Origin of the sequence: Kribbella sp. NPDC050820, from assembly GCF_040653975.1 — a bacterium.
In the GTDB taxonomy this organism is placed as follows: Bacteria; Actinomycetota; Actinomycetes; order Propionibacteriales; family Kribbellaceae; genus Kribbella.
In genome coordinates this window covers 112,537-136,550 of sequence record NZ_JBFAHB010000002.1, presented here as the reverse complement: position 1 = coordinate 136,550, position 24,014 = coordinate 112,537, and the positions used below count along the sequence as shown (strand labels likewise).

General features: G+C 69.8%; 26 protein-coding genes and 1 pseudogene. 13 read left to right on the top strand and 14 right to left on the bottom strand.

Features of this window, described 5'->3' with window-relative positions; translation table 11 throughout:
- Nucleotides 1-43: 43 nt before the first annotated feature.
- Together AB0H36_RS02980 and AB0H36_RS02975 are read left to right on the top strand one after the other, a co-directional pair.
- Nucleotides 44-997, top strand: coding sequence for an MBL fold metallo-hydrolase (locus AB0H36_RS02980; RefSeq protein WP_360515487.1), 954 nt, complete (start codon nucleotides 44-46; stop codon nucleotides 995-997).
- Nucleotides 990-2,513, top strand: a complete 1,524-nt coding sequence (locus AB0H36_RS02975; RefSeq protein WP_360515484.1) for an FAD-dependent monooxygenase — start codon at nucleotides 990-992, stop codon at nucleotides 2,511-2,513. Before AB0H36_RS02980 ends, AB0H36_RS02975 begins: the two co-directional genes overlap by 8 nt.
- On the opposite strand, the gene AB0H36_RS02970 is transcribed toward AB0H36_RS02975, so the two are convergent.
- From AB0H36_RS02970 to AB0H36_RS02955, 4 genes are read right to left on the bottom strand one after another with little or no spacing between them, the layout of a single operon-like run.
- Nucleotides 2,500-3,633 carry a DegT/DnrJ/EryC1/StrS family aminotransferase gene (locus AB0H36_RS02970; RefSeq protein WP_360515481.1) on the bottom strand — a complete coding sequence of 378 codons (1,134 nt, stop codon included), beginning with the start codon at nucleotides 3,631-3,633 and terminating at the stop codon, nucleotides 2,500-2,502. The genes AB0H36_RS02975 and AB0H36_RS02970 overlap by 14 nt on opposite strands.
- Entirely contained in the window at nucleotides 3,630-4,385 is a 756-nt protein-coding gene (locus tag AB0H36_RS02965) for an amidohydrolase family protein (protein ID WP_360515478.1), read from the bottom strand. Before AB0H36_RS02965 ends, AB0H36_RS02970 begins: the two co-directional genes overlap by 4 nt.
- Nucleotides 4,382-5,062 (bottom strand): hypothetical protein, encoded by a 681-nt coding sequence (locus AB0H36_RS02960; protein ID WP_360515475.1) that lies wholly within the window; start codon nucleotides 5,060-5,062, stop codon nucleotides 4,382-4,384. The genes AB0H36_RS02965 and AB0H36_RS02960 overlap by 4 nt, the downstream gene beginning before the upstream one ends.
- Before the next feature lies 1 nt (nucleotide 5,063).
- On the bottom strand, nucleotides 5,064-6,320 hold the full coding sequence (locus tag AB0H36_RS02955; RefSeq protein ID WP_360515472.1) for a sugar ABC transporter substrate-binding protein: 1,257 nt from the start codon (nucleotides 6,318-6,320) through the stop codon (nucleotides 5,064-5,066).
- 85 nt (nucleotides 6,321-6,405) lie between these two features.
- Between AB0H36_RS02955 and AB0H36_RS02950 the strand changes: the two genes are divergently transcribed.
- Nucleotides 6,406-6,864, top strand: coding sequence for a GNAT family N-acetyltransferase (locus AB0H36_RS02950; protein ID WP_360515469.1), 459 nt, complete (start codon nucleotides 6,406-6,408; stop codon nucleotides 6,862-6,864).
- On the opposite strand, the gene AB0H36_RS02945 is transcribed toward AB0H36_RS02950, so the two are convergent.
- Entirely contained in the window at nucleotides 6,845-7,216 is a 372-nt protein-coding gene (locus tag AB0H36_RS02945; protein ID WP_360515466.1) for a DUF5997 family protein, read from the bottom strand. The genes AB0H36_RS02950 and AB0H36_RS02945 overlap by 20 nt on opposite strands.
- 39 nt (nucleotides 7,217-7,255) lie before the next feature.
- On the opposite strand from AB0H36_RS02945, the gene AB0H36_RS02940 reads away from it, so the two are divergent.
- Both AB0H36_RS02940 and AB0H36_RS02935 read left to right on the top strand, forming a co-directional pair.
- Nucleotides 7,256-7,972 (top strand): LysR substrate-binding domain-containing protein, encoded by a 717-nt coding sequence (locus tag AB0H36_RS02940; protein ID WP_360515463.1) that lies wholly within the window; start codon nucleotides 7,256-7,258, stop codon nucleotides 7,970-7,972.
- Between the two features lie 31 nt (nucleotides 7,973-8,003).
- Nucleotides 8,004-8,549 (top strand): VOC family protein, encoded by a 546-nt coding sequence (locus tag AB0H36_RS02935; protein ID WP_360515460.1) that lies wholly within the window; start codon nucleotides 8,004-8,006, stop codon nucleotides 8,547-8,549.
- Nucleotide 8,550: 1 nt separating this feature from the next.
- Here AB0H36_RS02935 and AB0H36_RS02930 read toward each other — a convergent pair whose 3' ends face one another.
- Complete coding sequence (locus AB0H36_RS02930; protein ID WP_360515457.1) at nucleotides 8,551-10,563, bottom strand: GMC oxidoreductase; 2,013 nt, start codon at nucleotides 10,561-10,563, stop codon at nucleotides 8,551-8,553.
- A gap of 12 nt (nucleotides 10,564-10,575) precedes the next feature.
- On the opposite strand from AB0H36_RS02930, the pseudogene AB0H36_RS02925 reads away from it, so the two are divergent.
- The 3 genes and pseudogenes from AB0H36_RS02925 to AB0H36_RS02915 all read left to right on the top strand — a co-directional run.
- Nucleotides 10,576-10,890: pseudogene (locus AB0H36_RS02925) on the top strand (SDR family NAD(P)-dependent oxidoreductase); the annotation flags it as partial.
- Nucleotides 10,844-11,074 (top strand): SDR family oxidoreductase, encoded by a 231-nt coding sequence (locus tag AB0H36_RS02920; RefSeq protein ID WP_360516042.1) that lies wholly within the window; start codon nucleotides 10,844-10,846, stop codon nucleotides 11,072-11,074. The pseudogene AB0H36_RS02925 and the gene AB0H36_RS02920, both read left to right, overlap by 47 nt.
- 46 nt (nucleotides 11,075-11,120) lie before the next feature.
- Nucleotides 11,121-12,215, top strand: a complete 1,095-nt coding sequence (locus tag AB0H36_RS02915) for an aldo/keto reductase (protein ID WP_360515454.1) — start codon at nucleotides 11,121-11,123, stop codon at nucleotides 12,213-12,215.
- Here AB0H36_RS02915 and AB0H36_RS02910 read toward each other — a convergent pair.
- Nucleotides 12,202-12,774 (bottom strand): TetR/AcrR family transcriptional regulator, encoded by a 573-nt coding sequence (locus AB0H36_RS02910; protein ID WP_360515451.1) that lies wholly within the window; start codon nucleotides 12,772-12,774, stop codon nucleotides 12,202-12,204. The two genes, AB0H36_RS02915 and AB0H36_RS02910, sit on opposite strands and share 14 nt — an antisense overlap.
- 116 nt (nucleotides 12,775-12,890) lie before the next feature.
- On the opposite strand from AB0H36_RS02910, the gene AB0H36_RS02905 reads away from it, so the two are divergent.
- Nucleotides 12,891-13,850 (top strand): TIGR03885 family FMN-dependent LLM class oxidoreductase, encoded by a 960-nt coding sequence (locus AB0H36_RS02905; RefSeq protein ID WP_360515448.1) that lies wholly within the window; start codon nucleotides 12,891-12,893, stop codon nucleotides 13,848-13,850.
- Here the strand turns inward: AB0H36_RS02905 and AB0H36_RS02900 are convergent.
- On the bottom strand, nucleotides 13,847-15,001 hold the full coding sequence (locus AB0H36_RS02900) for an alkaline phosphatase PhoX (protein ID WP_360515445.1): 1,155 nt from the start codon (nucleotides 14,999-15,001) through the stop codon (nucleotides 13,847-13,849). The genes AB0H36_RS02905 and AB0H36_RS02900 overlap by 4 nt on opposite strands.
- A gap of 148 nt (nucleotides 15,002-15,149) precedes the next feature.
- On the opposite strand from AB0H36_RS02900, the gene AB0H36_RS02895 reads away from it, so the two are divergent.
- From AB0H36_RS02895 to AB0H36_RS02885, 3 genes are read left to right on the top strand one after another with little or no spacing between them, the layout of a single operon-like run.
- A complete protein-coding gene (locus tag AB0H36_RS02895) occupies nucleotides 15,150-15,668 on the top strand; it encodes a PadR family transcriptional regulator (protein ID WP_360515442.1) in 519 nt (172 codons plus the stop codon).
- Nucleotides 15,665-16,390, top strand: coding sequence for an ABC transporter ATP-binding protein (locus tag AB0H36_RS02890; protein ID WP_360515439.1), 726 nt, complete (start codon nucleotides 15,665-15,667; stop codon nucleotides 16,388-16,390). Before AB0H36_RS02895 ends, AB0H36_RS02890 begins: the two co-directional genes overlap by 4 nt.
- The gene (locus AB0H36_RS02885; RefSeq protein ID WP_360515436.1) at nucleotides 16,387-18,135 is read left to right on the top strand and encodes an ABC transporter permease; all 1,749 of its coding nucleotides are present in this window, start codon (nucleotides 16,387-16,389) and stop codon (nucleotides 18,133-18,135) included. The genes AB0H36_RS02890 and AB0H36_RS02885 overlap by 4 nt, the downstream gene beginning before the upstream one ends.
- 3 nt (nucleotides 18,136-18,138) lie before the next feature.
- On the opposite strand, the gene cpt is transcribed toward AB0H36_RS02885, so the two are convergent.
- From cpt to AB0H36_RS02855, 6 genes are read right to left on the bottom strand one after another with little or no spacing between them, the layout of a single operon-like run.
- Entirely contained in the window at nucleotides 18,139-18,669 is a 531-nt protein-coding gene (cpt, locus tag AB0H36_RS02880) for a chloramphenicol phosphotransferase CPT (RefSeq protein ID WP_360515433.1), read from the bottom strand.
- 45 nt (nucleotides 18,670-18,714) lie between these two features.
- Nucleotides 18,715-19,374, bottom strand: coding sequence for a GAF and ANTAR domain-containing protein (locus tag AB0H36_RS02875; protein ID WP_360515430.1), 660 nt, complete (start codon nucleotides 19,372-19,374; stop codon nucleotides 18,715-18,717).
- Nucleotides 19,350-20,618: an MFS transporter gene (locus tag AB0H36_RS02870; protein ID WP_360515427.1), complete on the bottom strand. Its 1,269-nt coding sequence runs from the start codon at nucleotides 20,616-20,618 to the stop codon at nucleotides 19,350-19,352. Before AB0H36_RS02870 ends, AB0H36_RS02875 begins: the two co-directional genes overlap by 25 nt.
- Before the next feature lie 51 nt (nucleotides 20,619-20,669).
- Nucleotides 20,670-21,272: a maleylpyruvate isomerase family mycothiol-dependent enzyme gene (locus AB0H36_RS02865; RefSeq protein ID WP_360515424.1), complete on the bottom strand. Its 603-nt coding sequence runs from the start codon at nucleotides 21,270-21,272 to the stop codon at nucleotides 20,670-20,672.
- Complete coding sequence (locus tag AB0H36_RS02860; protein WP_360515421.1) at nucleotides 21,272-22,081, bottom strand: fumarylacetoacetate hydrolase family protein; 810 nt, start codon at nucleotides 22,079-22,081, stop codon at nucleotides 21,272-21,274. The genes AB0H36_RS02865 and AB0H36_RS02860 overlap by 1 nt, the downstream gene beginning before the upstream one ends.
- Complete coding sequence (locus AB0H36_RS02855; RefSeq protein WP_360515418.1) at nucleotides 22,078-23,208, bottom strand: cupin domain-containing protein; 1,131 nt, start codon at nucleotides 23,206-23,208, stop codon at nucleotides 22,078-22,080. The genes AB0H36_RS02860 and AB0H36_RS02855 overlap by 4 nt, the downstream gene beginning before the upstream one ends.
- A gap of 63 nt (nucleotides 23,209-23,271) precedes the next feature.
- Between AB0H36_RS02855 and AB0H36_RS02850 the strand changes: the two genes are divergently transcribed.
- Entirely contained in the window at nucleotides 23,272-24,012 is a 741-nt protein-coding gene (locus AB0H36_RS02850; protein ID WP_360515415.1) for an IclR family transcriptional regulator, read from the top strand.
- Nucleotides 24,013-24,014 lie beyond the last annotated feature (2 nt).

Here is a 24,014-nt window from a genome sequence, read left to right as displayed (position 1 = left end):
TAGGTGTCACGGTGTGTGGCAGGAATCGGTCGTGGAGGTCGAGATGAAGTCGTTTGCGTCCTCGGGGGACCTGGCTGCGAAGACGGAGACGCTCGAGGTGCTGGCCGAGGGGGTGTATGCCCTGACGGCCGAGGGTGATCCGAACGTCGGTGCGATCGAGGGCGAGGACTTCGTGGTCGCGTTCGAGGCGCGGGCGACCCCGGTGGCGGCGCGAGAGTGGCTGGACAAGCTGCGGGAGCACACCACGAAGCCGGTGCGGTACCTGGTGCTCAGCCACTATCACGCGGTCCGGGTGCTCGGCGCGTCCGCGTTCGAGGCCGACGTGATCATCACGCACGACAACACCCGCAAGCTCATCGCCGAACGCGGCCGGGAGGACTGGGACAGCGAGTTCGGGCGGATGCCGCGGCTGTTCAAGGAGCCGTCCTCGATCCCCGGCCTGACCTGGCCGGACGTGACGTTCTCCGACCAGCTGACCATCGACCTCGGCGGCCAGCGTGGTGAGCTCGTCCTGCAGTACTGCGGTCGCGGCCACACCGCCGGCGACATCGTCGCGTGGTTGCCGAAGCAGCGCGTGCTGTTCGCAGGCGACCTGGTAGAGGCACAGGCCGCGCTCTACACCGGCGACGCGTTCCACACCGATTGGTCGACCGGGACGCTCGACCGGGTGAAGGCGTTCGAGGCCGAGGCGTTGGTCGGCGGACGGGGCGCCGTACCGCGGGGACGCGAGGCGGTCGACGCCGCGATCGAGCAGACCCGGCACTTCCTGGTCGTGTTGCGGGAGACGGTCGGCGCGGTGCATTCGCGGGGTGGGTCGGTGGCCGAGGCGTTCCAGGACGCGCATGCTGCCTTGGCGCCGCAGTACGGTCATTGGCCGATCTTCGAGCACTGCCTGCCGTTCGACGTACAACGGTTGTGGGACGAGCTGGACGGCATCGACTGGCCGCGGATCTGGACCGCGGAACGCGACCGCGAGGTGTGGGACAGCCTTGTATGACGGCACGCCGGTCGCGGTGATCGGCAACGGACCGGTCGGCCAGACCACCGCGTTGCTGCTGGCCCGCTGGGGTCTCCGGGTGATCCTGCTCGACCAGCGGCCCGGCCGCGAGGCCGTCGGCTCGAAGTCGATCTGTCAGCAGCGCGACGTCCTCGACATCTGGTGCTCGGTCGGCGCGGACCGGATCGTCCACGAAGGCCTGGCCTGGACCACCGCCCGGACGTTCTACCGCGACCGCGAGCTGTTCTCCTGGTCCTTCGCGGATCCGGGCCGCTCGGCGCTGCCGGCTTGCGTGAACATCTCGCAGAGCCGCACCGAGGAGATCCTCGACGAGTGCATCGCCGCCCAGCCGCTGATCGACGTCCGGTGGAACCACGAGGTCACCGAGATCGCCCAGGACAGCTCAGGTGTGACGCTCACTTGCGGCTCCGACGAGCTCCAGGTTGCGTACGCCGTCCTGTGCGCCGGAGCGAAGGCGGAGTCGCTGCGGCGGCAACTCGGCGTGACGTTCGCCGGTGAGAGCTTCGACGACCGGTTCCTGATCTGCGACCTGCGGGCCGACCTGCCGGGCTGGGAGACCGAACGGCGGTTCTACTTCGACCCGGTCTGGAACCCCGATCGCCAGGTCCTCATCCATCCGTGCCCGGACTCGACGTACCGGATCGACTGGCAGGTGCCCGAGGACTTCGACGCGGACGCCGAGCGCGTCGACGGGCGGCTGGACGCGCGGATCCGGATGATCCTCGGCGACCGCCCGTACGAGCTCGTCTGGCAGTCGGTGTACCGGTTCCAGTCCCGGTGCGCGGACCGGATGCGGGTCGGGCGGGTGCTCCTCGCCGGGGACTGCGCCCACCTGTACGCGCCGTTCGGCGCCCGCGGCCTGAACTCAGGCGTCCCGGACGCCGAGAACGCGGCCTGGAAGCTGGCGTTCGTCCTGCACGGCTGGGCGCCCGAGACACTCCTCGAGACCTACCACGACGAGCGGCACGCGGCTGCCTTGGAGAACCTCGAGATCACCAGCGCCACCATGCGCTTCCTCGCGCCGCCGGACAAGGCGCACTGGACCCGGCGGCGCGCCCTCCTCGACGCCGCGCTCGCCGATCCGGCCAAGGTCGCGGATGTCGACTCCGGCCGCTTCGCCGAACCCTTCTGGTACGTCGACTCGCCGCTGACCACCCCGGATCCGACCCGCCCGTTCCCCGGCCGCCCACCCCGCGGCCAACTGCCCACACCCGGTCCCGGCATCATCATCCCCGACACGCCCGTCCCCGGCGGCCGCCTGCGTGAACTGGTCCGCGACGGCTTGTTGCTGCTGACAACCACTGGGTCAAGCAGGTTGGAGACGTCCGCTCCCCCCCGCGTGCTCAGCCTGACCGAGCTGGGCCTTGATGCTTCCGTTCTCGGCGCACGTCCAGGTGAGTCCTGGCTGATCCGGCCGGATGGTCATGTCGCCGCCGTACTGACGGATTCCCAGTCCATTCCAACTGCGGTGCACCGCGTACTCACCGGCTCTTGAAGGCCCGCTCCACCTTGTCGACCGCAGTGACGATGTCTGCGAGCGCCTCCTCGTCCGCCATCAACAGGCTCTGCCGGATCCACACGATCGAGTCCTCGGCCGCCTCGGCGACCGGACACGGCTTCAGCTCGGTGTAGGCGCTGAGCGCGGCCTCCCGCGACAGCGAGCGATACCCCAGGTCCAGCGGCACCCCCTCGGCCGTCATCGCCTCGACGAAGTCGGCCTTGCTGCAGTTCGCGCCGTACCGCAGCAGTGCGAGATGGTGACTGCTCCGGGTCGTGCCTTCGGGTTCCGGAAGGATGTCCAGATGCTGCCCGAGAAACGCGACCGCGCGCTGCCGGGTCGCGACCTGCTCGTCGAGGGTGGCGAGCTGCGGCAGGAGTACGGCGGCCTGGAACTCGGTCATCCGTAGGTTCCATCCGACGTCAGGATGCTCGTACCAGCCACCATCGAGTCGGCGTCCGACGTTGTGGAACGCCCACAGCCGCCGGTACACCTCCTCGTCCGCCGTGACGATCAGCCCACCCTCGCCGGCCGTCATCGCCTTGCTGGACTGGAAGCTGAAGCACGCCGCATCCCCCGCCGTACCCACCGGCCGGCCGTGCCACCTCGCGCCGTGCGCCTGCGCGGCATCCTCGACGATTGGTACGCCGTACTGCCTGAGCGCCTCCACATCCGCCGGGGCGCCGGCCAGGTGGACGGGCATGATCGCCTTGGTCCGCGGGCCGATCAGGGGCCCGACCGCATCGGGGTCCAGGTGCAGCGTGTCCGGCGTGATGTCGGCGATCACCGGCCGGGCGCCGGCGAGCACGACGGCGGTCGCGCTGGCCACGAACGTGTACGCGGGAACGATCACCTCGTCGTCCCGGCCGACTCCGAGTGCACGCAGGGCCAGGAAGAGTGCCACGGTCCCGTTGACGACGCTCACGCCGTACGGCGCACCGACCGACCGTGCGAACGCCTCGGTGAACTCATTGACCTTCGTCCCCGAGGTCGCTCCCCAGGCGCCGCTGTCGAGGACCTCGAGGAGCAGTTCGCGTTGCTCCTTCGTCGCCGGAGGCGGCCAGCTCGGCCAGGGCGTACGTCGTACCGGCGTGCCGCCGTGCAGAGCGAGCGTCATCGCGATCCCTCCAGGAGCCGTGTCATGGTGCCGGACAGCAGTTGGTCGCGATCGGCGGGCGTGATCGGCGCGAGCAGCACCCGGCCCAGACCGACGCGCAGGTCGAGGAACAACGCGTCGGAGCCGAACACCATCCGATCCGCGCCGACGGCGTCGACCAGCCAGGCCACGTGCCGCGCGGTCAACCGGGAGCTGCAGATCTCGAGCGTGACGTTCGGGTGCTGCATCGCGACCTCAGCGGCCGCGGGCAGGCCGGCCGGGAACAAGCCGGCATGACCCATCAGCAGCTGGACCGATGGATAGCGCGAGGCAACGTTCGCGAACCGCTCCGGGCTGCACCACGGAGAGCCGTTCATGCCGTGCGAGAGCACGATGCGACCGTGCTCAGCGGCGAGCTCGAACGCGGGCGCATACCCGGGTCCGTCCAGCTCGTGCTGATGGGTGTCTGGGTGCAGCTTCAGCCCGATCACGCCAGGTCGCGCGAGCAGGTCGGCCGTCCGCTCCGGCGCTTCGGGGTCGTGCGGGTCGTAGACGGCGTACCCGAGGAAGCGGCCGGGATGCTTCGCGAGCTCGTCCAGCAGCAGCGCATTGCCGGCCCGGGAGTCCGGCCCGATCGCGAGCAGGTGCGACACGCACATGGTGTCGACCCCGCAGCTGTCCATCACCCGGAGCAGGCTCTCGGTCGAGCTGTCCGCGATCGCGAACGCGAACCAGCCGCCGAGATGCCCGTGAGCGTCGATGATCCCGGTCATCCGAGCAGGTCCATGACGTTGCCCCCGGCAATCAGCTCGACGTCCGCGGCCGGCAACTCGAGGTGGTCGAGCTGGAACCGCGGCCCGGCGTCGTCCGTCTCGGGGGCTCCGGTGCCGAACAGCACGCGGTGCGCGCCGTACCGGTTGGCCATCCACTCGACCTGCAGATGCCCGCACAGACTCGCCGTGTCGACCCTGAGCTGCGCGTGCGCATCCATCAGGTCGGCGAGCTCGCGCAGCGCGCGGTACCCAGTGTTGATCAGCACGATCCGCAGGGCTGGGACCTCAGCCGCCAGCCGATGGATCTCGGCTGCCGACGCCGACTCCCACCCGAGCAGGACCGTGATGTTGCGCTCGGCAAGCTCCCGCGCCATCGCGAGCCCCTGCGCCCCGGCCGGCGCGAACCGGTGCTCGTCCGGACACATCCGAACGATGCGCGCATCCGGCACCGCCGTCCCCAACGGCCCGGGTACGACGACCGGCACGCTGGTCAACCGTGGATGCCCCGGTACGACGACCGCCGCGACCGGGTCGTAGTGGAGTGCGTGCGAGTGGACGACACAGGCGGCGTCGATCGCCAACCGGTCGAGCTCGGCGACCAGCCCGGCGACGTCCCTGCTCGGCACGTCGCCCACCGGCACCGGCCCGAGGATCCGGTTGACGTCGACGACTCTCATGTCACCGCTGTCTGGACAGCAGGTCGTCGGCCTGCTTCGCCGCGTCGTCCAGCGCCTGTTGCGGTGTCTTCTTGCCGGTCAGCACGGCCTGGATCTCGACCGCGAGCAACGCCATCACCTGCCGGGCGGCCGGGTTCACCTCACCATGGAACGCGAACTGCAGAGCCTCCTCGAACTTCTTCGACTGCTCGTCCGAGGCCGGCACCGGCGCGTCGGTCCGCGGTGACAGGTAGTTGGACGCCGTACCGAGGCTGACCACCTGCTTCGGCTGGGTCATGAAGCTCAGGAACTTCTCGGCGCCCTCGATGTTCTTCGAGCCCGCGTTCACCGCGAGCCCGCCAGGCAGGCCGAACCCGACACGTTTCTTGTTCTGCAGCGGTACACCGACGATCACGTTGGCCGCGCCCCAGCTGGAGCTCACCGTCTTGGCGTCGATCAGGGTGTTGGTGAAGCCCATCGCCACCTGCTGCTTGCCGAGCGCCTGGTCGGCGACCACGTTGGCGTTGGTCAGGCTGCTCTTCGGGATCCCGCCGGTGTCGTACAGGCCCTTGAGGAAGGTGAGCGCCTCGACACCGGGCGCCTGGTTGAACGCGACCTTCTTGCCGTCCGCGGCGAACACCGAGCCGCCGGCCTGCCAGAGCAGCGGGTAGAAGCTCAGGTTCAGCGAGGTCTCCGGCGAGGCCGAGTAGTCCAGCGTCGCGACACCGGCCTGCTTGAGCTTCGGCGCGGCCGCCTTGATCTCGTCCCAGGTCTCCGGCGGCTTCGCGATCCCGGCCTTGTCGAGCAGCGTCTTGTTGTAGAGCGTGGTGGTGACCGTGTGGTAGATCGGCGCGCCGTACAGCTTGCCGTCGACGGTCAGCGCCTCCAGGGCTCCCGGCAGGAACTTCGCCTTGTCCGCCTCGAGCACCTTGTCGACCGGCTCCAGCGAACCGGTCTTCACGAACTGCGGGATCTGGTCCGGCCCGAGCAGCAGCACGTCCGGGCCCTTGCCGCCGGAGAACGCGGTGGCCAGCTTCTGGTCCCGGTTCGCCCATGGCTGGTGCTCGACGGTCAGGTCGACGTCGGTGTTCGCCGCCTCGAAGTCCTTCTCCACCTGCGACCAGTAGGCCACGGCCGCCTTCTCGTCGGCGATCACCGGATACATCCAGACGGTGACCGGCTTCGCCGCGTCGCCCTCCCCCGACCCACCACCACAGGCACTCAGCCCGGCCGCTACAACGGCCGCAGCGAGCGGCAACCCCAGACGCTTGACCTTCATCGGGCCTCCTTTACGGTCAGGACCGAAAATACAGCCCAGGCCCCCGCGCGCGTCAACCACTCAGCAGCATTGAGATACTTCGGCGGTGGAGACGACGTGGACGCTGCGGGCCGCCGAGGCCGGGGATGTCGACGTGATCGCCGAACTGCGCGCGGAGGTGATGCGGCCGGACCTCGAGCGCCTGGGCCGGTACGACGAGCACCGCGTCCGGCAGCGGCTGCGGGACGCGTTCGCCCCGGAGCACACCTCGGTGATCGTGGCCGACGGCACCTTTGCGGGGTGCGTCGCCGTGCGCCCGGCCGAGGACGGACGCTGGCTGGAGCACTTCTACCTCGCCCCCGGCCACCAGGGCCGCGGCCTCGGATCAGCCGTGCTCCGCAGCCTGCTCGAGCGGACCGACGCCGACGGCGTGCCGGTCCGGCTCAACGTCCTGCAGGGCAGCCCGGCGCAGCGCCTGTACGAACGCCACGGGTTCACCGTCGAGGACGAGGACCCGATCGACGTCTACATGGTCCGCGAACCCGCTACTGCTCGCGTTCCTTGAGCCGGGCGGCTTCCTTGCGCACCTCGGCCTGAGTGTCGCGCTCATGCTGGAGCCAGTCGGGGTTCTCCGCCTTCAGCTCTTCGATCTGGTCAGTGGTGAGCGCCTCGGTGATGCCTGCCCGTGCCAGGCCGCTGATAGAGACGCCCAACTTCGCGGCGACCACCGAGCGCGGGTGCGGGCCGTTGCGGCGGAGGTCCCGCAGCCACTCGGGCGGGTCGGTCTGCAGCGCGTTCAGCTCGTCGCGAGAGACAACGCCCTCCTGGAAGTCCGCCGGAGTGGCCTGAAGGTAAACCCCCAGCTTCTTCGCCGCAGTCGCGGGCTTCATGGTCTGAGAGGTCTTACGCGCCGTCATGGCAGCAAGGGTAGCGATCACAACCGGTAACCTGTGCAGGTGACCGGCCCCCAGACGTCGTTCAGGCTCGGGTATGTCCCGGGGGTGACGCCCGCGAAGTGGGCGCGGATCTGGCAGGAGCGCTCGCGCGGCATCCCGCTCGACCTCGTCCAGGTCGCGAACGCCGAGGCCGTCGCACTGGTCCGCAGCCGCGAGCTCGACGCCGCGTTGCTGCGCCTGCCGATCGACCGGGCCGGGCTGCACGCCATCCCCTTGTACGTCGAGACCACGGTCGTCGTGGTCCCGAAGGATCACGTGGTCACGGCGGTCGAAGAGGCGACCGTCGAGGACCTGGCGGACGAGCTGATGCTGCACCCGCAGGACGACGTACTGGACTGGGCGGGTCCGCCTGGTCGGGTGATCGACGTACGGCCGGGGACGACCGCGGAGGCGATTGAGCTGGTCGCGGCGGGGACTGGGCTGGTCGTCGTACCGCAGTCGGTGGCGCGGTTGCACCATCGGCGGGACCTCACGTACCGGCCGCTGCTGGGCGTGCCGGAGTCCGGGGTGGCGTTGGCGTGGCCGGAGGACGAGACGACCGAGCTGATGGAGCAGTTCATCGGCATCGTCCGCGGCCGGACCGTCAACAGCAGCCGGGCAGCCGCCCAGAAGTCATCCGACAAGCCGGCCAGGAAGTCCACCGAGAGGTCGACGAAGAAGTCGGCGAAGAAGGCCGCGCAGCAACCGGCACGGCGGCGCGGCCGGCCCCGCCGCTAGCATTCGGTTGAGCATTCAACTATCATCGTTGATGACCGATGATGACAAGGAGTGCGTGATGGCGATCTTCCGGTTGAACCACGCGGTGCTGTACGTGCGCGACCTGGCCGAGAGCGTCGCCTTCTACCGCGAAGTCCTCGGCTTCGGCTACACCGAGACCGGGGACGCGTTCCGCGGCGCGGCGTTCCTGCGCGCGCCGGGCTCGACCAACGACCACGACCTCGGGCTGTTCGAGCTCGGCTCCCAGGCGGCACCGTCCGGCGCCGGGCGGACCACGGTCGGGCTCTACCACCTCGCCTGGGAGGTGGACACGCTCGGCGACCTCGAGGACCTGGCGACCACGCTGTCGGAGGCCGGCGCACTGGTCGGCGCCTCGGACCACGGGACCACGAAGTCGCTGTACGGCAAGGACCCGAACGGGCTGGAGTTCGAGGTCGTCTGGATCATCCCGGCGGACCTGCTCACCGACGAGGACAAGCAGAAGGCCGGCGTCGGCCGCCTGGACCTGGCCGCCGAGGTGGCCAAGTACGGCCGCGACGCCCGCAGCGGCGTCGGCATCTCCCGCGTCCTCGGCTGACTCAGGTCACGATCCCCGCAGCGATCCGGAGCGAGTTGGCGAGGACGGTCAACACGGGATTCACGCCACCGTTGGTCACATGGGTCGATGCGTCCGCGATCCACACGTTGCCGTGCCCCCAGACTCGACCGTGGGGGTCGGTGACCGAGCGCGCCGCATCGTCACCCATCCGGCAGCTACCGGCCTGATGCTGACCGGCACTCGCCTGCTGCGTGCTCCCGATCCCGCCGACCGCAGTACGCACAGCACCCGCCTCCACCAGCCACTGCCGAGCCTTCTCGCTCATGAACTCGTACGCCCGGATGTCCTCCGGATGAATCGACCCGCTGAGCACGACGATCGGATTCCCGAACCGGTCGACGACGCTGCGATCCACCCGCACCCGGGATCCCGCTGACGTGACCTCCTGGATCGGCCCGACCACCCGCATCATCCGGCGGACCTCACGCCGCATCGCCTGCTTGCCGGCCGCCCCGGCCTGCGGGATCAGGCCGGCCGCGGTCAGGTAGTCGTACGTCGCCGCCGGCGTCGGCACGAACTCGTTGGCCAGCATCCCGCCACCCACGATCCCGTCGTTGCCATGCCGGAAGTCGCAGGTCGCGATCGACACCCCGGGCCCGACCAGATCAACGACCTCGTCGTCGAACAGCCCGACCGCCCCGGCGTACACGTGCGCCTGCAGATACCGGCCAACCTGATCCTGGTTGTTGCCAAGCCCATTCGGCTCGCGATCGTGCGAGCTGTTGAGCAGCAACCGCGGCGTCTCAGTCGCACCCGCAGCGACGACGACCTCGGCGCACTCGACCGTACGGCGCCACACCCGACCGTCGTCGTACCCGGCCAAGGCAACTCCGACCACGCGACCAGCCGCAGAAGTGACCAACCGCTCGGCCGTCGCCTCAGTCACCAACGTGCACCGGCCAGTCGCCAACGCGGCCGGCAGCGCGGTGTTGTGCGTTCCGCTCTTCGCCTCGACCGGGCACGCGAAGCCGACACACTGCCCGCACCGCACGCAGCCCGCCCGCCCTTGGTAGTCGACCGAGTTGATCAGCAGCGGTACGTCGAGCGTCCCCCAACCGAGCCGATCAGCCGCAGCCGCCAACCGCTGCGCCGGGGCAGTCCGCGGCATCGCCGGCATCGGCAACGGGATCGACCGCGGATCGTGCCACGGGTCCACTCCCCCGCCGCTCACTCCGAACCGCTGCTCGGCGAGGCTGTAGTACGGCTCCAGGTCGTCGTACGTGATCGGCCAGTCCGCCAGACCGCTGCCGTCCGGAACCCCGTAACTGCTGGCCATCGTGAAGTCGCGCTGGACGAATCGCCACGCCTGCGCGCCGTACACCCGGGTCCCACCGCCGACGGTGAAGGCGTTGTTCCCCCACCCAGGATCGGGCGGCAGGACAGTACGACGTACGCCGTCGACGACCGAGATCCGCGGCCGCCCGGCCGGGTCGGGGTCCGTCGGAGCGGGGAGGGCGGACCACGAGCGTGGGTTGCGAAGGTGGTCGTGGGTCAGCGACTCGGTCGACGGGTATTGGCCGGCCTCGACGACGAGCACCGACCGGCCGGACTCGGCGAGTACCTGCGCGGCGGCCCCACCGCCCGCGCCCGAGCCGATGACGATCGCGTCGTACCGGGCCTGCAGCTGGGTCCAGGGCGTGGTGGTCAGCTCGGTCTGGACGATCGGCACGGCAGCGGACTCCCACCCGACCATCGTCCAGGCGGCCGATTGGTTGCCGGAGGCATCATCGCTCGCGTAGTACCCCTGTGCCACCAGGCGGACGAGCCAGGCCGCGTCCTCGTCGGCCAGCAGCGCGTCGAGGTCCGGCGCCTCCCCCGCGATCTCCAACGCACGCTCGACCCGCGGCCGCCAGTCCGGGCGATCCGCGGCCAGCACGCGCTCGACGAACGCGACCGCACCGGCGTCGGCCGCCGAGGGGAACTCGTCCGCCGGAACAGCCACCTCGGCCAACTGTCCGAGCACGATCCGCTGCCACTCCGAGAGCTCACTCATCCGCTCCACCCTATGCGGGCGGCCATGTTCGAACTGACCGGTCTCACCGCGGTTGTCACGGGTTCGAGCCGCGGCATCGGACTCGCCATCGCCCAAGCTCTGCACAGCCAGGGCGCCGCCGTACTGATCAACGGCTACGCCCCCGGGGAGACCGCGGAAGCCCTTGAGTTACTGCGGGCCGAGTCCCCGGACCGGGTGGCGGCGCTGGCCGGCGACGTCAGCGACGCGGACCTCGCGCAAGGCCTCGTTGACGAAGTGATCCGGGCGTTCGGTCGCCTGGATCACGTGGTGTGCAACGCCGGCATCGACATCATCAAGCCCGCGGTCGACTACACCCCGGACGAGTGGGACCGCATCCTCGCAGTCAACCTCCGCGGCGCCTTCACCCCGCTGGGGCGCCGGGCCAACGGTCGACGAGATCGCCGCGCCGTACGTCTTCCTCGCGTCTCCGGCAGCCGCCTACGTCACCGGTGCCGTTCTCCCGGTCGACGGCGGCTACACCGCGACCTGAACTTTTGTACTTGTGGGTCCATTTTTGCCGAGCCACCATGCAAGGCATGGCACTTGATCAGTACTACCTACTCGGCCGGTCCGGGCTGCGCGTCAGCCGGCTGGCGCTGGGCACGATGAACTTCGGCACCGGCGGGTTCCACGCGCCGTACGGGAAGACCGAGGCCGAGGCGCGCGCCATCTTCCGCCGGTACGTCGAGGCCGGCGGGAACTTCATCGACACGGCCGACTTCTACACCGCGGGTGAGAGCGAGACGATCCTCGGCACGCTCGTCGAGGAGGCGGGGCTCCGGGACCGGATGGTGCTCACCAGCAAGTTCACCAACAGCGTCGACCCCGGCGACCCGAACGCGGGCGGCAACGGCCGCAAGCACATGATCCGCGCGGTCGAGGCCTCCCTGCGCCGGCTCCGCACCGACTACCTGGACCTGTTCCTGCTGCACACCTGGGACCGGATCACTCCGGTCGAGGAAATGCTGCGCACGTTCGACGACCTCACCAGCGCCGGCCAGATCCGGTACGCCGGGCTGTCCGACGTACCGGCCTGGTACGCCGCCCGCGCACAGACGCTCGCGGATGCGCACGGACTGACCCCGATGGTCAGCCTGCAACTGCCGTACTCGCTGGTCGAGCGGACGATCGAGACCGAGCACGTCGCAGCCGGCCAGACGCTCGGGCTCGGGATCACGGCGTGGAGCCCACTCGGCAGCGGCTTCCTCACTGGGAAGTACCGCCGCGACGACCAGGGCCTCGCGGGTGACGGTCGGCTGACCGGCGACGGCGCAACGGGCCGGACGTGGACGGATCGGCACTGGCAGCTGCTGAAGACCGTCGAGACGGTTGCGGACAAGCTCGGGGTGACGATGGCGCAGGTCGCGCTCAACTGGGTTGCCACCCAGCCCGGCGTCGCGTCGGCGATCGTGGGCGCGAGCAGTCCGGAGCAACTCGACAGCAGCCTGGCCGCTCTCGACTTCGAACTCCCGGCGGAACTGCGGGCGGTCCTTGACGAGGCAAGCGCCGTACCGCGGGAATCGGTGTACCGGATGTTCACGCCGGAGTACCAGGGCTGGCTGGTCAGCCCGGGCGCGAAGGTCGCCGACAAGCCTGCCGGCTACCACCCGCCGGTCGTCAACTGGAGCTGACGCGCAAGTAGTCGAGGCAGAGGTCCAGCGCGTACTCGAGGTGCTTGGACGAGCCGGACGACATCAGGATGACGACCCCGCCCTGGATCGCGGCGATCAACGCAGCCGCGGCCCGGTCGGGGTCGACGTCCGCGCGGATCTCGCCGGCTGCCTGCATGTCCTCGATGCCCGCCCGGACCCGCCGCTGCCACTGCGCGAGCAGCTTGCCGGTGACCGCCTGCGCGGCCGGGGTGTGGTGTCCGATCTCGGTGATCAACACCCCGAGCGGGCAGTTCACCCCTTGCCGCCGGTACTTCTCGACGACGACGTCCCGCCAGTCGTCCCAGGCCGCCCAGGAGTCCAACTGCCCGAGCTGAGGCTCCTGATCCTCGAGGACTCGCTCGGCCTCACGCTCGGCCACCGCCAGCAACAACTGCTCCTTGCCGTCCGGGAAGTAATGGAACAGCTGGCTCTTCCCCGTCCCACTCCGCCGCCCGACATCATCGAGCGTCACCCCCGCGATCCCCCGCTCCCGAATCTCCGCAGCCGCCGCCTCGACGATCCGCCCTCGTGTAGCCATCCCTTTAGCCGTCAGCACACACCAACTGTACTGCGTGGTCCAATCAGCCCGGAGTGCGTTTCGGTGCAGCGGGACCAGGGCACCGGCAGGCGGATCGAGAATCCGGAGGTTTCTGCATGCCCGTCGTCGGATGGCACGCGTCGCACGAGCAGATCGCGCCCAGTCAGTTGCTGCGAGACATCCAGTCCGCCGAGCAGGCCGGCTTCCAGGCCGCGTGGTCCTCCGACCACTTCACCCCGTGGAGCCGGCGCCAGGGCGAGTCAGGGTTCGCACTGTCGTGGCTCGGCGCGGCCATGGCGACGACCTCGATTCCGGTCGGAGTCGTCAGTACGCCGGGACAGCGCTACCACCCCGCGATCGTCGCGCAGGCGCTGGCAACGTTGGCCGAGATGTTCCCGGGCCGACTGTCGGCCGGGTTCGGCAGCGGCGAGTTCCTGAACGAGCACATCACCGGACAACCCTGGCCGCACAAAGACATCCGCAACGCCCGGCTCAGAGAGTCCGTCGACGTGATCCGCGCGCTGCTCACCGGCGAGGAGGTCACTCACCACGGGTTGGTCGAGGTCGACCGCGCGCGGTTGTGGACGCTGCCCGAGCAACAGCCGCGGATGCTCGCGCTCGCCGTCAGCGAGGCGACCGCACGATGGGCCGCCGAGTGGGCCGACGGCCTGGTGACGATCTGGCAGCCACCAGGCCTCCTGAAGCGGATCGTGGCCGCGTTCCGGGAGAACGGCGGCGAGGACAAGCCGCTGGCGGTGCAGATGCACGTGAGCTGGGCGCCCGACGAGGAACGGGCGCTGGACATCGCCTTCGACCAGTGGCGGTCCAACGTGTTCGAGGCGCCGCTGTGCTGGAACCTCGCGACCGCGGAGGAGTTCGACCTGGCGGCGAAGTACGTCGAGCCCGAGGACATGTACCGCAGCGTGGTGATCTCCTCGGAGGCCGAGCGATTCATCGGCTGCATCCGTGAGGCGGCAGACCTCGGTTTCGACGAGGTCTACCTCCATCACGTCGGCCAGGAGCAGCAGCCGTTCATCGAGGCCTTCGGCCGGCGGGTGCTGCCCGAGCTGATCTAGAGACTGGTGCGGAACGGGCCGGTCACCTCGTAGGTGATGCCGCCGCTGCTGGATCCGCTGGTCCCGCGCTGCGACGAGAAGTAGAGCCGGTTGCCGGCCGGGTTGAACGCGACCCCGCAAAGCTCGGAGCCGGACTGGCCGGTCACCCGCAGGAACGGCGCAACGATGTCGTTCGGCGTGATGATGCAGATCTCCATGTTGCCGCCGTCCTCGGCGACGTACAGGTCGCCGACGGTCGCGCCGGTGATGTTGTCGACGCCGGTCAGCGGCGGGTTGCTGGTCAGGCTGTCGTCGTACGCGATCGCGATCGTGTTGTTGACCGCGTTGTAGGCCCACACGCGGTTGTCGCCCTTGGTGGTGAAGAAGCAGGTGCCGTTGCGGTAGTAGCAGCCCTCGCCGCCGTTGAAGACCTTCATCCCGGAGACCTGCTTGCGGGTCCGGGTCGGGCTGCCGTCCGGGTCGGGGATGTTCACCCAGGACAGGGCACCACCGGACTCCCGCAGCACCTGCAGGGTGCCCGACGACAGATTGCCCCAGGTCGCCGGGACGAACCGGTAGAAGCCGCCGTCCGACACGTCCTCGGTCAGGTAGATCACGCGCCGGTCCGTGTCCACCGCGGCTGCTTCGTGGGAGAACCGGCCGAGAGCTGGACGTCGTACGGCGGCCGTCGCGCCGGTCGGGTCGGTCTCCCAGATGTAGCCGAGGTCGTTCTCCTCGCCGGACAGCCAGGTGCCCCACGGCGTCGCGCCGCCGGAGCAGTTCCGCGTCGTACCGGACAGGATGCGGTAGGCGCCGGTGATCGAGCCGCTGCTGTTGAACCGCAGTGCGCTCGCGCCACCGCTGCCGCTGCTCAGCTCCGAGTTGGACACGTAGATCCAGCCGCTGCCGTTCGGGAAGCACGCTCCACCGTCGGGAGCGCCATGCCAGGTGTAGCCGGTGCCGGACACGGTCTGCGTCGACCGCGCGAGCACCCGGCTGGTGAAGCCTTGCGGAAGCATGATGCCGTTCGAGTCGGCGGCCCGGAGGCCGCCGTACGGGCTGGGGCCGGTCTGGGCCGGGAAGGCGAGCGCCTCCGGCGCCACGCTGAACCCGAAGGCCACTGATGTCGACGTGCCGATCACTGCCGCGCGAAGAAAGGTACGACGGTCCACGACTGCTCCTCACAACGTAGGGCGGTTCTGTTGTGACGCACAGTCAACCGGAGCCGACGTGAACTCCGCCCCGGCTACCCCGTGAACCCGAAGGCACGGAACGGCGACCGATTGACGGATAGATAGCGGGTATATATTCTCGCTATCTATGCGGTCGTTGTTCCTTGCGCTGCTGGCCGACGAGAGCCGGCACGGCTACGAGATCAAGCAGGCCCTCGAGCAGGAGTTCGGGGAGACCCTGCCCGCGCTGAACGCCGGCCAGATCTACTCGACCCTGGCGCGGCTGGAGCGCGACGGCCTGGTCGTCGGCGAGAGCGTCGAGGGCGACAGCCGGCGCAAGCGGGTCTACGAGCTCACCGAGGCCGGGCGGGCGGCGCTGGCGGACTGGATCGAGACGCCGGTGCCGGGCACCCGGCTGAAGGACGAGTTCTTCATGAAGCTGGTGATCCTCGCGTCGGCCGGGCTGGCCGATCCGAAGGCGCTGATCGCCGGCCAGCGGCGGGAGTACCTGCAGTCGTTGCGGGACCTGGACGCGATGCTGGCAGCCGACGGCGCGCGGCCCGCCGCGGAACTGCTGGCCGAGGGTGCGGTCCTGCACCTGAAGGCCGATCTGGAGTGGCTCGACCTGATCGAGGAGCGGCTGCCGATGCGGGAGGGGTCAGCGTGACACAGGTGCTCGAGGCGCGCGGCCTCGCCAAGACCTATGACACCGGCGACACGAAGGTGCTCGCCGTCCGCGGTGTCGACCTGACCGTCGACCGCGGTGAGTTCGTCGCGATCATGGGACCGAGCGGCTGCGGGAAGTCGACGCTGCTCAACCTGCTCGCGGGACTCGACCGGGTGACGTCCGGCGAGGTGTGGCTGGGCGGCCGGCGGATCGACCAGTTGAGCGAGACCGCGCTGGCGCGGCTGCGCCGGGACCGGATCGGGTTCGTGTTCCAGTTCTTCAACCTGATGCCGACCTTGTCCGCGATCGAGAACGTCGAGCTGCCGCTGCTGCTGGTCGGCCGTCGCCGCAGCGAGGCCAGGGAGACGGCGGCCGAACTGCTGACCGACCTCGGCCTCGCCGACAAGTACGACGCCGCGCCCTCGCAGCTGTCCGGCGGTCAGCAGCAGCGCGTCGCGCTCGCCCGCGCGCTGGCGAACACCCCGGATATCCTGCTCGGCGACGAGCCGACCGGAAACCTCGACTCCGCGGCCGCCCGCGAGGTGCTCGGCCTGCTGCGCGCCGCCCGCAACCGCGGCCAGACCCTGCTGCTCGTCACCCACGACGCTCGAGTCGCCGCGGCAGCCGACCGGGTGATCACCTTGCGGGACGGGCTGGTGTTCGACTCCACCGAACTGCAGGCGGCGCGACCCGTGACCCTACCGTTCGACGGCCCGCGATGACCGGCACTTTGATCAGGCTCGCCTTCGCCGGGATTCGGTCCCGGCTGCTGGCGAGCGCGCTCACGGTCCTGCTCTGCAGCGCCGCGGCCGCGACGATCGTGCTCGCCCTGGAGGTCGGCGCGACCGCGCGCGATCCGTGGCAGCGCACGTTCGACGCAGCCAACGGCGCCCACATCTTCGCGAACGTGGCATCGGGAGAGGACGCACGCCGGATCGCGAACCTCCCCGGCGTCGCCGAGCGCGACGACCCCGTGCCGAACACCAACACCGCCTTGATCGGCCGAGAAGACCGGTTGCAACTGGCAGCCCTCGCCTCACCACCGCAGGTCGGCAAACCGGTCCCGATCGACGGTTCGACCCAACCCGGCAACGGGATCGTCCTGGAACGCAGCTTCGCCGACGCGCTCGGCCTCGGAGTCGGTACGACGATCAGCCTGGCAACACCGGACGGCTCCATCGACCTCCGCGTCGTCGGTACGGCGGTCTCCCCCGCCCAACCGCGCTACCCGCGCCGCAATCCCGGCCTGGCCTGGATCACACCCGCCACCCTCGAGCTGATCCAGCCAGACAGCTCGCGCTGGCGCTGGACCGAGGCCGTCCGGCTCACCGACCCGGCCGCCGCAGCCGCCTTCGCCGAACGCGCCGCCGCGACCGCACCACCTGGCACGACCTCGTTCGAGACCTGGCAGGACCAACGCGACAGTGCGCTTCAGGACGCAGCGCCGACCCGGCTCGTGCTGACGACCTACACGATCGTCTTGCTGGCTGTGGTTTTCGCGGTCGTGGCGATCCTGGTCGCGGCCCGGGCGAGTGCACAGCATCGCGAGATCGGTCTGCTGAAAGCCATCGGTGTCACGCCTCGTCAGGTGACGGTGGTGTTCGCCCTGGAGTCCGCTGCGCTCGGCATGCTCGCGGTCGCGATCGGCTTTGCGGTTGGCGTCGTACTCGCGCCTCAGCTGGCCGCGTCCAGTGGCGCGACCATGTTGGGATCGCCAACGATCGCGGCGAATCCCTGGCATCTGCTGGTCGCGGCTCTCCCGGTGCTGATCGTGCTGATCGGCAGCGCGAGTTCGTCGACCCGGCGGAGCACGCGATTCAGCACGATGCATGCGATCCAGGCCGGTGCGCCGGTGCCCGCCGGCCGATCTCGCCTCGCCCGGCTGACCAGTCGGCTGGCTCTCCCGGTCCCGCTCTCGCTCGGCCTCAAGGACCTGCTGACCAGACGCCATCGGGCCGTTCGCTTGGCGGTTGCGATCGCGGTGACCGGGTCGGCGGTCGTCTTCGCGCTGTCGATGGAGGCGAGCCTTCAGGCCCGTACGCCGGGCACGGTCAGCGACGTCCCGCGTGAGCTCCCGGTCCTCGTCTACACGCTGGACGCCGTACTCCTCCTGATCACCGCGACCACGCTGGTCGCGGTCGCACTCCTGTCCGTCCGCGAGCGCGTCCGCGACTACGGCGTACTCAAGACCATCGGCCTCACACCCCGCCAGATCGCCGGCAGCCTGATCAGCGCCCACACCGCCGTGGCCGTGCTCGCTGCGATCGTGTCGATCCCCATCGGCATCGCCCTGTACGTCGTCGTCTACGCCATCGCCGGCGGCAGCCCGGCCGACCGAGTCATCGCGCCCTGGTGGTGGCTGGCTCTCGTCCCGGTCGGAACCGTGCTCCTGGTAGTCCTCGCCACCAGCCTGCCCGCCCGCCTGGCCACCCGAATCCCCGCCGCCGACGCCCTCCGCTACGAGTAGCCGTCAGAGATGGCTGGCGATCGTGCGGGCGCAGTCGAGGGACTCGGTGTGGGTGGTGTCGACTTCCAGGTCGTACTTGACGCCGTCGTGGACGATTTCGGCTTGGAGGGCGGCCATGCCTACCACGCGGTCGCCGCGGGCCAGTTCGCGGCCGGTGGCGACGTCGGCTGAGCAGCGGACGCCGACCCAGAGGACGTCCAGGTCGCCGGCGGCGTCTTTCCAGCGTTGCTGTGAGCCGGCACCGCCGAGGAAGACGTCGTCGACGATCACCCGGGCGCCGGCCCGGCACATCGCGACGATCCCGGCCACCCAGGCCGCGTCGAGCTTCCGGAAGGCCGGGCCGACGGAGATGTCACCGTCCGGCTTGAACTCGATGCCGGCGTCGGAATCCCGCATCGCGGCCGGCAGGGCGTCGACGAAGTCGTCCACGCCGAAGGCCAGCCACGGCTCCGGCAGCACCGCCTGCAGGCACCGCACGATGCCCGTCTTGCCCGAGCTCGACCCGCCGTTCAGCACCACCAGCTGCACAGTCACGGCCCAAGGCTAGACGGGCGGCCGCTCGTCAGCCTCTGCCTTTCGTCACAGCTGGTCGCTCTGCCGCTGCACCTGGTCGACGATGTCCTGCGCGATCCGGCGGAGCTTGGTGTTGCTGGTCTGCGAGAGCCGGGCCAGGAACGCGAACGCCCGCTGCTCCGGCAGCTTGTACCGCTCCATCACGATGCCGATCGCCTGGCCGATCGTCGTCCGGGTCCGCACCGCCTCCTCGAGGTTGTCGATCTCGCGGGCGTACTCGATCGCGGTCGCGGAGTGGTGCGCGAACAACGCAGCCAGCGACTCGAAGTCCTCGAAGGCGCCGGCATCGTGCGCGTACAGGTTGAGCGCCCCGTTCGCCTTCGGTGCGTCGAACAGCCGCAACCCGGCCTGCGCCCGGATACCGGACGCCACCGCGATCGAGCCGTACTTCGGGAACCGCTGATCGGCCGCCAGGTCCGGCGAGATGATGTGCACCGAGTCCTGCGCCGCCTGGTAGCACGGCCCCTCGCGCAGCTCATACTGCGCCGCGTCGAGCGGAAGCAGCAGTTCGTGCGTGGGCGCGACGGTTTCCAGCCGCTGGTCCTCGTGCAGCACGGTGATGCTGGCGTACTGGACCACCGGCAACAGCTCGACCGCCGCCCGCGTGATGTTGCTCAACGTCTCGTCGAGCGCACGCGGCGTCAGCGACTTGGAGAGCTGTCGCATGGTTTCGACAAGGTATTCGTCACGCATACGGACCCCTGTACCCCTCGGGCCCGAAGGATGAACGGAAGCGCCAGGAGCTGGATGCCCGCACCGACGACGTACGACGATCCGTAGCCCCAGACATCCGCAGTCCGACCGAGCGCCGGCTGGATCACCACGCCACCGCCCGAGGCGAGCAGACTGTCCGACGACAGCACGGTTGCGCGCTGCGCCGACGGGATCAGCTCGTTGAGGTACGCCTGCCGCACCGGCGTGACCGCTGCGAACAGCACCGCCCACACGGCCAGCAGCACCAACGCGCCCCAGAAGCTGGACGCCAACCCGATCAGCAAGAGCACGACCACGACTGTCCCGGTCGCCGCAAGCATGACCGACGTACGGCGACGGAAAGCACGCGCCAGGTACGACGCCGACGCGCCACCCACGATCTGCGCACCGGCAACCAGTCCGGCACTCAACCCGGCGATCGCGTAGGAGTCACTGCTGCCGTAGAGCTCAAGCAGGTAGGGCTGAGCGGCGTAGAACCCGTACATGCCGACACCGGCGGTGAACGGCGCGGCCAGCATCACCCAACGCACCGGCGGATTCAGCAAGCCGTGGTCCAGCGACGCCCTCAGGATGCCGCGCATCTCCGCGACGACCGACACCCGCGGCTTAGGCGTGAACCCGACATCGTGCATCGCCCGCCACGCCACCACGAAAGTGACCCCGAGCAGTGCCGCGCGAACGGCGTACGGGACACCGAGGTTGGTCAGCTGCGCCAGCACGCCGCCGCCGATCGAACCGCCGAGCATCGCGATCCCGTTCGCGATCTGCCCCTTGGCGAACGCGGCATCGAGCGAGCCGGTGTACCCGGTCGCGTTCAGGCCGTCGACCAGCCACGCCTCGGTGGCGCCGCTGAAGAACGTGAAGCCGAGCCCGAGCAGCATCGACGCGACCGCCCAGGCGGCGAACGGCGCACCCGTCTGCCACATCATCAGATACAGCAGCGTGGACCCGAGCAACGTGATCGTCCCGAGGAGGTACGACGTACGCCGTCCGACCGTGTCCGCGACCACGCCGGTCGGGACCTCGAACAGCACCATCCCGACGGTGAAGAACGCGTTGGCCGCGAACGCCTCGCCGATGCTCAACCCCGCATCGAGCAGGAACAGCGTGTTGACGCCCCAGATCATCGACGACGCGGCCGTCGAGACCACCATCAGCGTGATGTAGGTCCGCAGTACCTGGTCCGGCCTGGTCATCGGGCACCTCCTCCGTAGTCATCTGCTACGTCGGAGCCGCCTCGACGATCTCTACAACCAGGGCGGCAAGGGCTCCGCGGGCGTCCCGTCAGCCGTGGTCACGCTTTCATACGGACGCCCGGCCAGGTACGCCGCCACCTCCGGCAGCGGACCGTTCACTTCCGGTACGTCGCCACGCTTCGTGCGGATGTCGGCACACAGCTCCTCGAGGAAGTCCGCCGGCAGGTCCGCGAACGTCACACCGGTGCCGAGGTCGACCGCGTGGATCATCACCTCACGGCTACGCATCCACGGGATCGCGGTCGCCGGGACCGCACGGCCCTGCGCGGTCAGCACCTGCGTCTGCCACTGCTCGTCGGTCAGCGTCGCCATCGCCTCCGCCAACTCGCGGGCAGAGCTGTCGAACCAGCCGAGCAAGTCGTCGGCCGACCGGGATGCGTTCGCCTCGATGTCCGCGTTCCGCTGCTCGGGCGACGAGTACATCGGCCGCTCCTCGCCGGTCCGCGCCCAGTGCACGAGGTTGCCGAGGGCCTGGGCGTTCAGCGCGAGGTGCGCCGCGACGTGCTTCCTGGTCCAGCCGGGCAGCAGCGACGGACCGTCGAGGTCCACGAGGGCCTTGCGGCTCAGCGCCGTACCTTCCGCAACCCAGCGCATTACCCGGGCACCACGCGGTTCTCCAGGCGACCGAGGCCCTGGATCTCGGTGACGACGGTCTCGCCGCCCCGCAGGAACACCGGAGGTTTGCGGGCGTGACCGACGCCGCCGGGAGTGCCGGTGGCGATCAGGTCGCCCGGGTTGAGCCGGATCATGGTCGAAACGTACCTGACCAGGTCGACCGGGTCGAAGAGCAGGTCGCCGGTGGTGTCCTTCTGCATCACCTGGTCGTTCACCAGGCAGCGGATGTCGAGGGCGGGCCGCGGTCCGCCGACCTCGTCGGGCGTCACCAGGTACGGACCGACCGGGGTGGTCGAGTCCCAGTTCTTGCCCTGCAACCACTCGCGGGTGCGGAACTGCCAGTCCCGGCAGGTGATGTCGTTCAGCACGGTGAACCCGGCGATCGCGTCCACGGCCGCCGCCTCGTCGGCGCGCCGTACCTCGCGGCCGATCACCACGGCGAGCTCGGCCTCCCAGTCGAACATCTCGGTCTCGGCCGGCCGCCGGATGTCGTCGTACGCGCCGATCAACGTGTCGGCGAACTTGCAGAACAGCGTCGGGTACTCGGGCAGGTCGCGGCCCATCTCCTGGATGTGGTTGCGGTAGTTCAGCCCGACGCACACCACCTTGCTGGGCCGCGGCACCAGCGGCGCGAAGTCCGCGCCGGCCGCCGCATACTCCTTGCCGTCAGCAACTTCAGCCCCGGCGAGCACGGCGCCGACGTCCGGCGCCCCGAGATCGACCAGCACCTCCCCCTCGACCCGTACGGCGGCGGTCCGGCCGTCGACCCGAATCGTTGCCAGCTTCACCGGCCGACCTCCTCGCGGAACAGGTTGAGCTTGCTGAAGATCGGCGCGTCACTGAACTGGAACAGGTCGAGCGCCCCCGAGTCCGAGTCCGACGCGGACGCCTGCGACGACACCGACAACGGCATCCAGGACGGTACGACGAACAGGTCGCCGCGTGTCACCGACCACGAGAAGTCGCCGACCGTCACCCGGCCGGACCCGTCGAACACCTGGTACACCGACGACCCGGTCTCCCGGCGCGGCGCGGTCTCGACACCCGAGGCGATGCGATGGAACTGCACCCGGATCGTCGGCAGCACGTCGCCGGCCGTCGTCGGGTTCGTGTACCGGACGACCGCATGCCCGTGCTCGACCGTGCTCGGGTAGCCCTCGCGTTCCAGCTCCAGCTGATCGGTCAGCGCTGCATCGGTGTCCGCCCACCGGTAGCACAGCAGCGGGCTGCCCTCGACGGCCTTGAACTGCGACACCGGCACCAGGCCTGGGTGACCCCACAGCCGCTCGGAACGCGATCGGTCCGGCGTCGCGTCCTCCTCGTCCGACAGGTGCTCGCGACCGAAGTCGAAGAACTGCGACTCGACGTCGTACTGGAACGGGATGTCCAGCCCGTCGATCCAGGCCATCGGCTCGGCGGCCGAGTTGTGGTGCGCGTGCCAGTTCATCCCGGCCTGCGGGAGGAAGTCGCCGCGGCGCATCGGCACCGGGTCGCGCTCGACGACCGTCCAGACGCCCTCGCCCTCGACCACGAACCGGAACGCGTTCTGGGTGTGCCGGTGCTCGGGGGCGTCCTCGCCCGGCATCAGGTACTGGATCGCGGCCCACAAGGTCGGCGTCGCGTACGGGCGTCCGCCCAGGCTCGGGTTCGCCAGCGCGATGGCCCGGCGCTCCCCACCGCGACCGACCGGGACCAGGTCACCGGACCGGGCAGCCAGCTCGACCAGGTGCTTCCACTCCCAGCGATGCGGCTGGGCCTTCGACGTGGGCTGGTGCGGCATCAGGTCGCCGATCCGCGTCCACAGCGGTACCAGGAGCTCCTTCTCGAAGCCGCGGTACAGGTCCTCCAGCTCGGGTGTCGCCGGCGGCTGGTCGGGCCGGTCCTCGGCGGTCAGCTTCACAGGTGAGTCGGTCATGTCCTCACCCTGCGCCGGTGCCGCGCTGGCAGAACAGAAGATTCTGTCCTGCAGAATGGCCGTATGGCCCGGGAGATGAAGAACCCACCGGCGTACGGCGTGACGAGCGTCGACCACGCGCTCCGGCTGGCGGTGATTCTGCAGGTCGAGGGACCGCTCACCGTGGCCGCCGCGGCCGAACGGCTCGGCGTCGCCCGGTCGACCGCGCACCGGCTGCTGTCCACGCTCGTCTACCGCGACTTCGCCGTACAGGACGACGACCGCAGCTACCGCGCCGGGCCGGTCCTGGAGGTCGCGGCGACCGCACACTCCGGCATCGGCGCCATCCGGGCGGCCGCGCTCGGGCCGATGCGGACTCTGGTCGACACGCTCGACGAGACCGTCAACCTCAGCATCCGCACCGGCCGCACGATCCGCTTCATCGCGTCGGTCGAGTCCACCCAGACCCTGCGCGTCGGCAGCCGCGAGGGCATGGTGCTCCCCGCCCACCACTCGACCGGCGGTCTGGTCATGCTGGCCGCGTTGACCGACGAGCAGCTCAAGGCGTTGTACGCCGACGAGGAAGTCGACCTGGTGAAGCTACGGCGCGAGCTGAGAGCAGTCCGGCGCAGCGGCGTCGCGATCAATCGCGAACGGACCGAACGCGGACTGATCGCCCTGGGCCGCGCGATCACCAACTCCGTCGGCGAGACGGTCGCTGCGGTCTCGGTGTCGATGCCGAGCGCCCGCTACTCCCCGGCCCGGGTGGAGAGCATCACGCCCGCACTCCGCACCGCCGCCCAACAGATCTCCGCGGCCCTGTAGCC

Bases quoted from the DNA above. Each gene is read 5' to 3' on its own strand.
- AB0H36_RS02980 (WP_360515487.1), top strand. From the start codon at position 44: ATGAAGTCGTTTGCGTCCTCGGGGGACCTGGCTGCGAAGACGGAGACG.
- AB0H36_RS02970 (WP_360515481.1), bottom strand. From the start codon at position 3,633: ATGACGCTCGCTCTGCACGGCGGCACGCCGGTACGACGTACGCCCTGG.
- AB0H36_RS02965 (WP_360515478.1), bottom strand. From the start codon at position 4,385: ATGACCGGGATCATCGACGCTCACGGGCATCTCGGCGGCTGGTTCGCG.
- AB0H36_RS02960 (WP_360515475.1), bottom strand. From the start codon at position 5,062: ATGAGAGTCGTCGACGTCAACCGGATCCTCGGGCCGGTGCCGGTGGGC.
- AB0H36_RS02955 (WP_360515472.1), bottom strand. From the start codon at position 6,320: ATGAAGGTCAAGCGTCTGGGGTTGCCGCTCGCTGCGGCCGTTGTAGCG.
- AB0H36_RS02945 (WP_360515466.1), bottom strand. From the start codon at position 7,216: ATGACGGCGCGTAAGACCTCTCAGACCATGAAGCCCGCGACTGCGGCG.
- AB0H36_RS02935 (WP_360515460.1), top strand. From the start codon at position 8,004: ATGACCGATGATGACAAGGAGTGCGTGATGGCGATCTTCCGGTTGAAC.
- AB0H36_RS02930 (WP_360515457.1), bottom strand. From the start codon at position 10,563: ATGAGTGAGCTCTCGGAGTGGCAGCGGATCGTGCTCGGACAGTTGGCC.
- AB0H36_RS02915 (WP_360515454.1), top strand. From the start codon at position 11,121: ATGGCACTTGATCAGTACTACCTACTCGGCCGGTCCGGGCTGCGCGTC.
- AB0H36_RS02910 (WP_360515451.1), bottom strand. From the start codon at position 12,774: ATGGCTACACGAGGGCGGATCGTCGAGGCGGCGGCTGCGGAGATTCGG.
- AB0H36_RS02905 (WP_360515448.1), top strand. From the start codon at position 12,891: ATGCCCGTCGTCGGATGGCACGCGTCGCACGAGCAGATCGCGCCCAGT.
- AB0H36_RS02895 (WP_360515442.1), top strand. From the start codon at position 15,150: ATGCGGTCGTTGTTCCTTGCGCTGCTGGCCGACGAGAGCCGGCACGGC.
- AB0H36_RS02885 (WP_360515436.1), top strand. From the start codon at position 16,387: ATGACCGGCACTTTGATCAGGCTCGCCTTCGCCGGGATTCGGTCCCGG.
- AB0H36_RS02875 (WP_360515430.1), bottom strand. From the start codon at position 19,374: ATGCGACAGCTCTCCAAGTCGCTGACGCCGCGTGCGCTCGACGAGACG.
- AB0H36_RS02870 (WP_360515427.1), bottom strand. From the start codon at position 20,618: ATGACCAGGCCGGACCAGGTACTGCGGACCTACATCACGCTGATGGTG.
- AB0H36_RS02865 (WP_360515424.1), bottom strand. From the start codon at position 21,272: ATGCGCTGGGTTGCGGAAGGTACGGCGCTGAGCCGCAAGGCCCTCGTG.
- AB0H36_RS02855 (WP_360515418.1), bottom strand. From the start codon at position 23,208: ATGACCGACTCACCTGTGAAGCTGACCGCCGAGGACCGGCCCGACCAG.
- AB0H36_RS02850 (WP_360515415.1), top strand. From the start codon at position 23,272: ATGGCCCGGGAGATGAAGAACCCACCGGCGTACGGCGTGACGAGCGTC.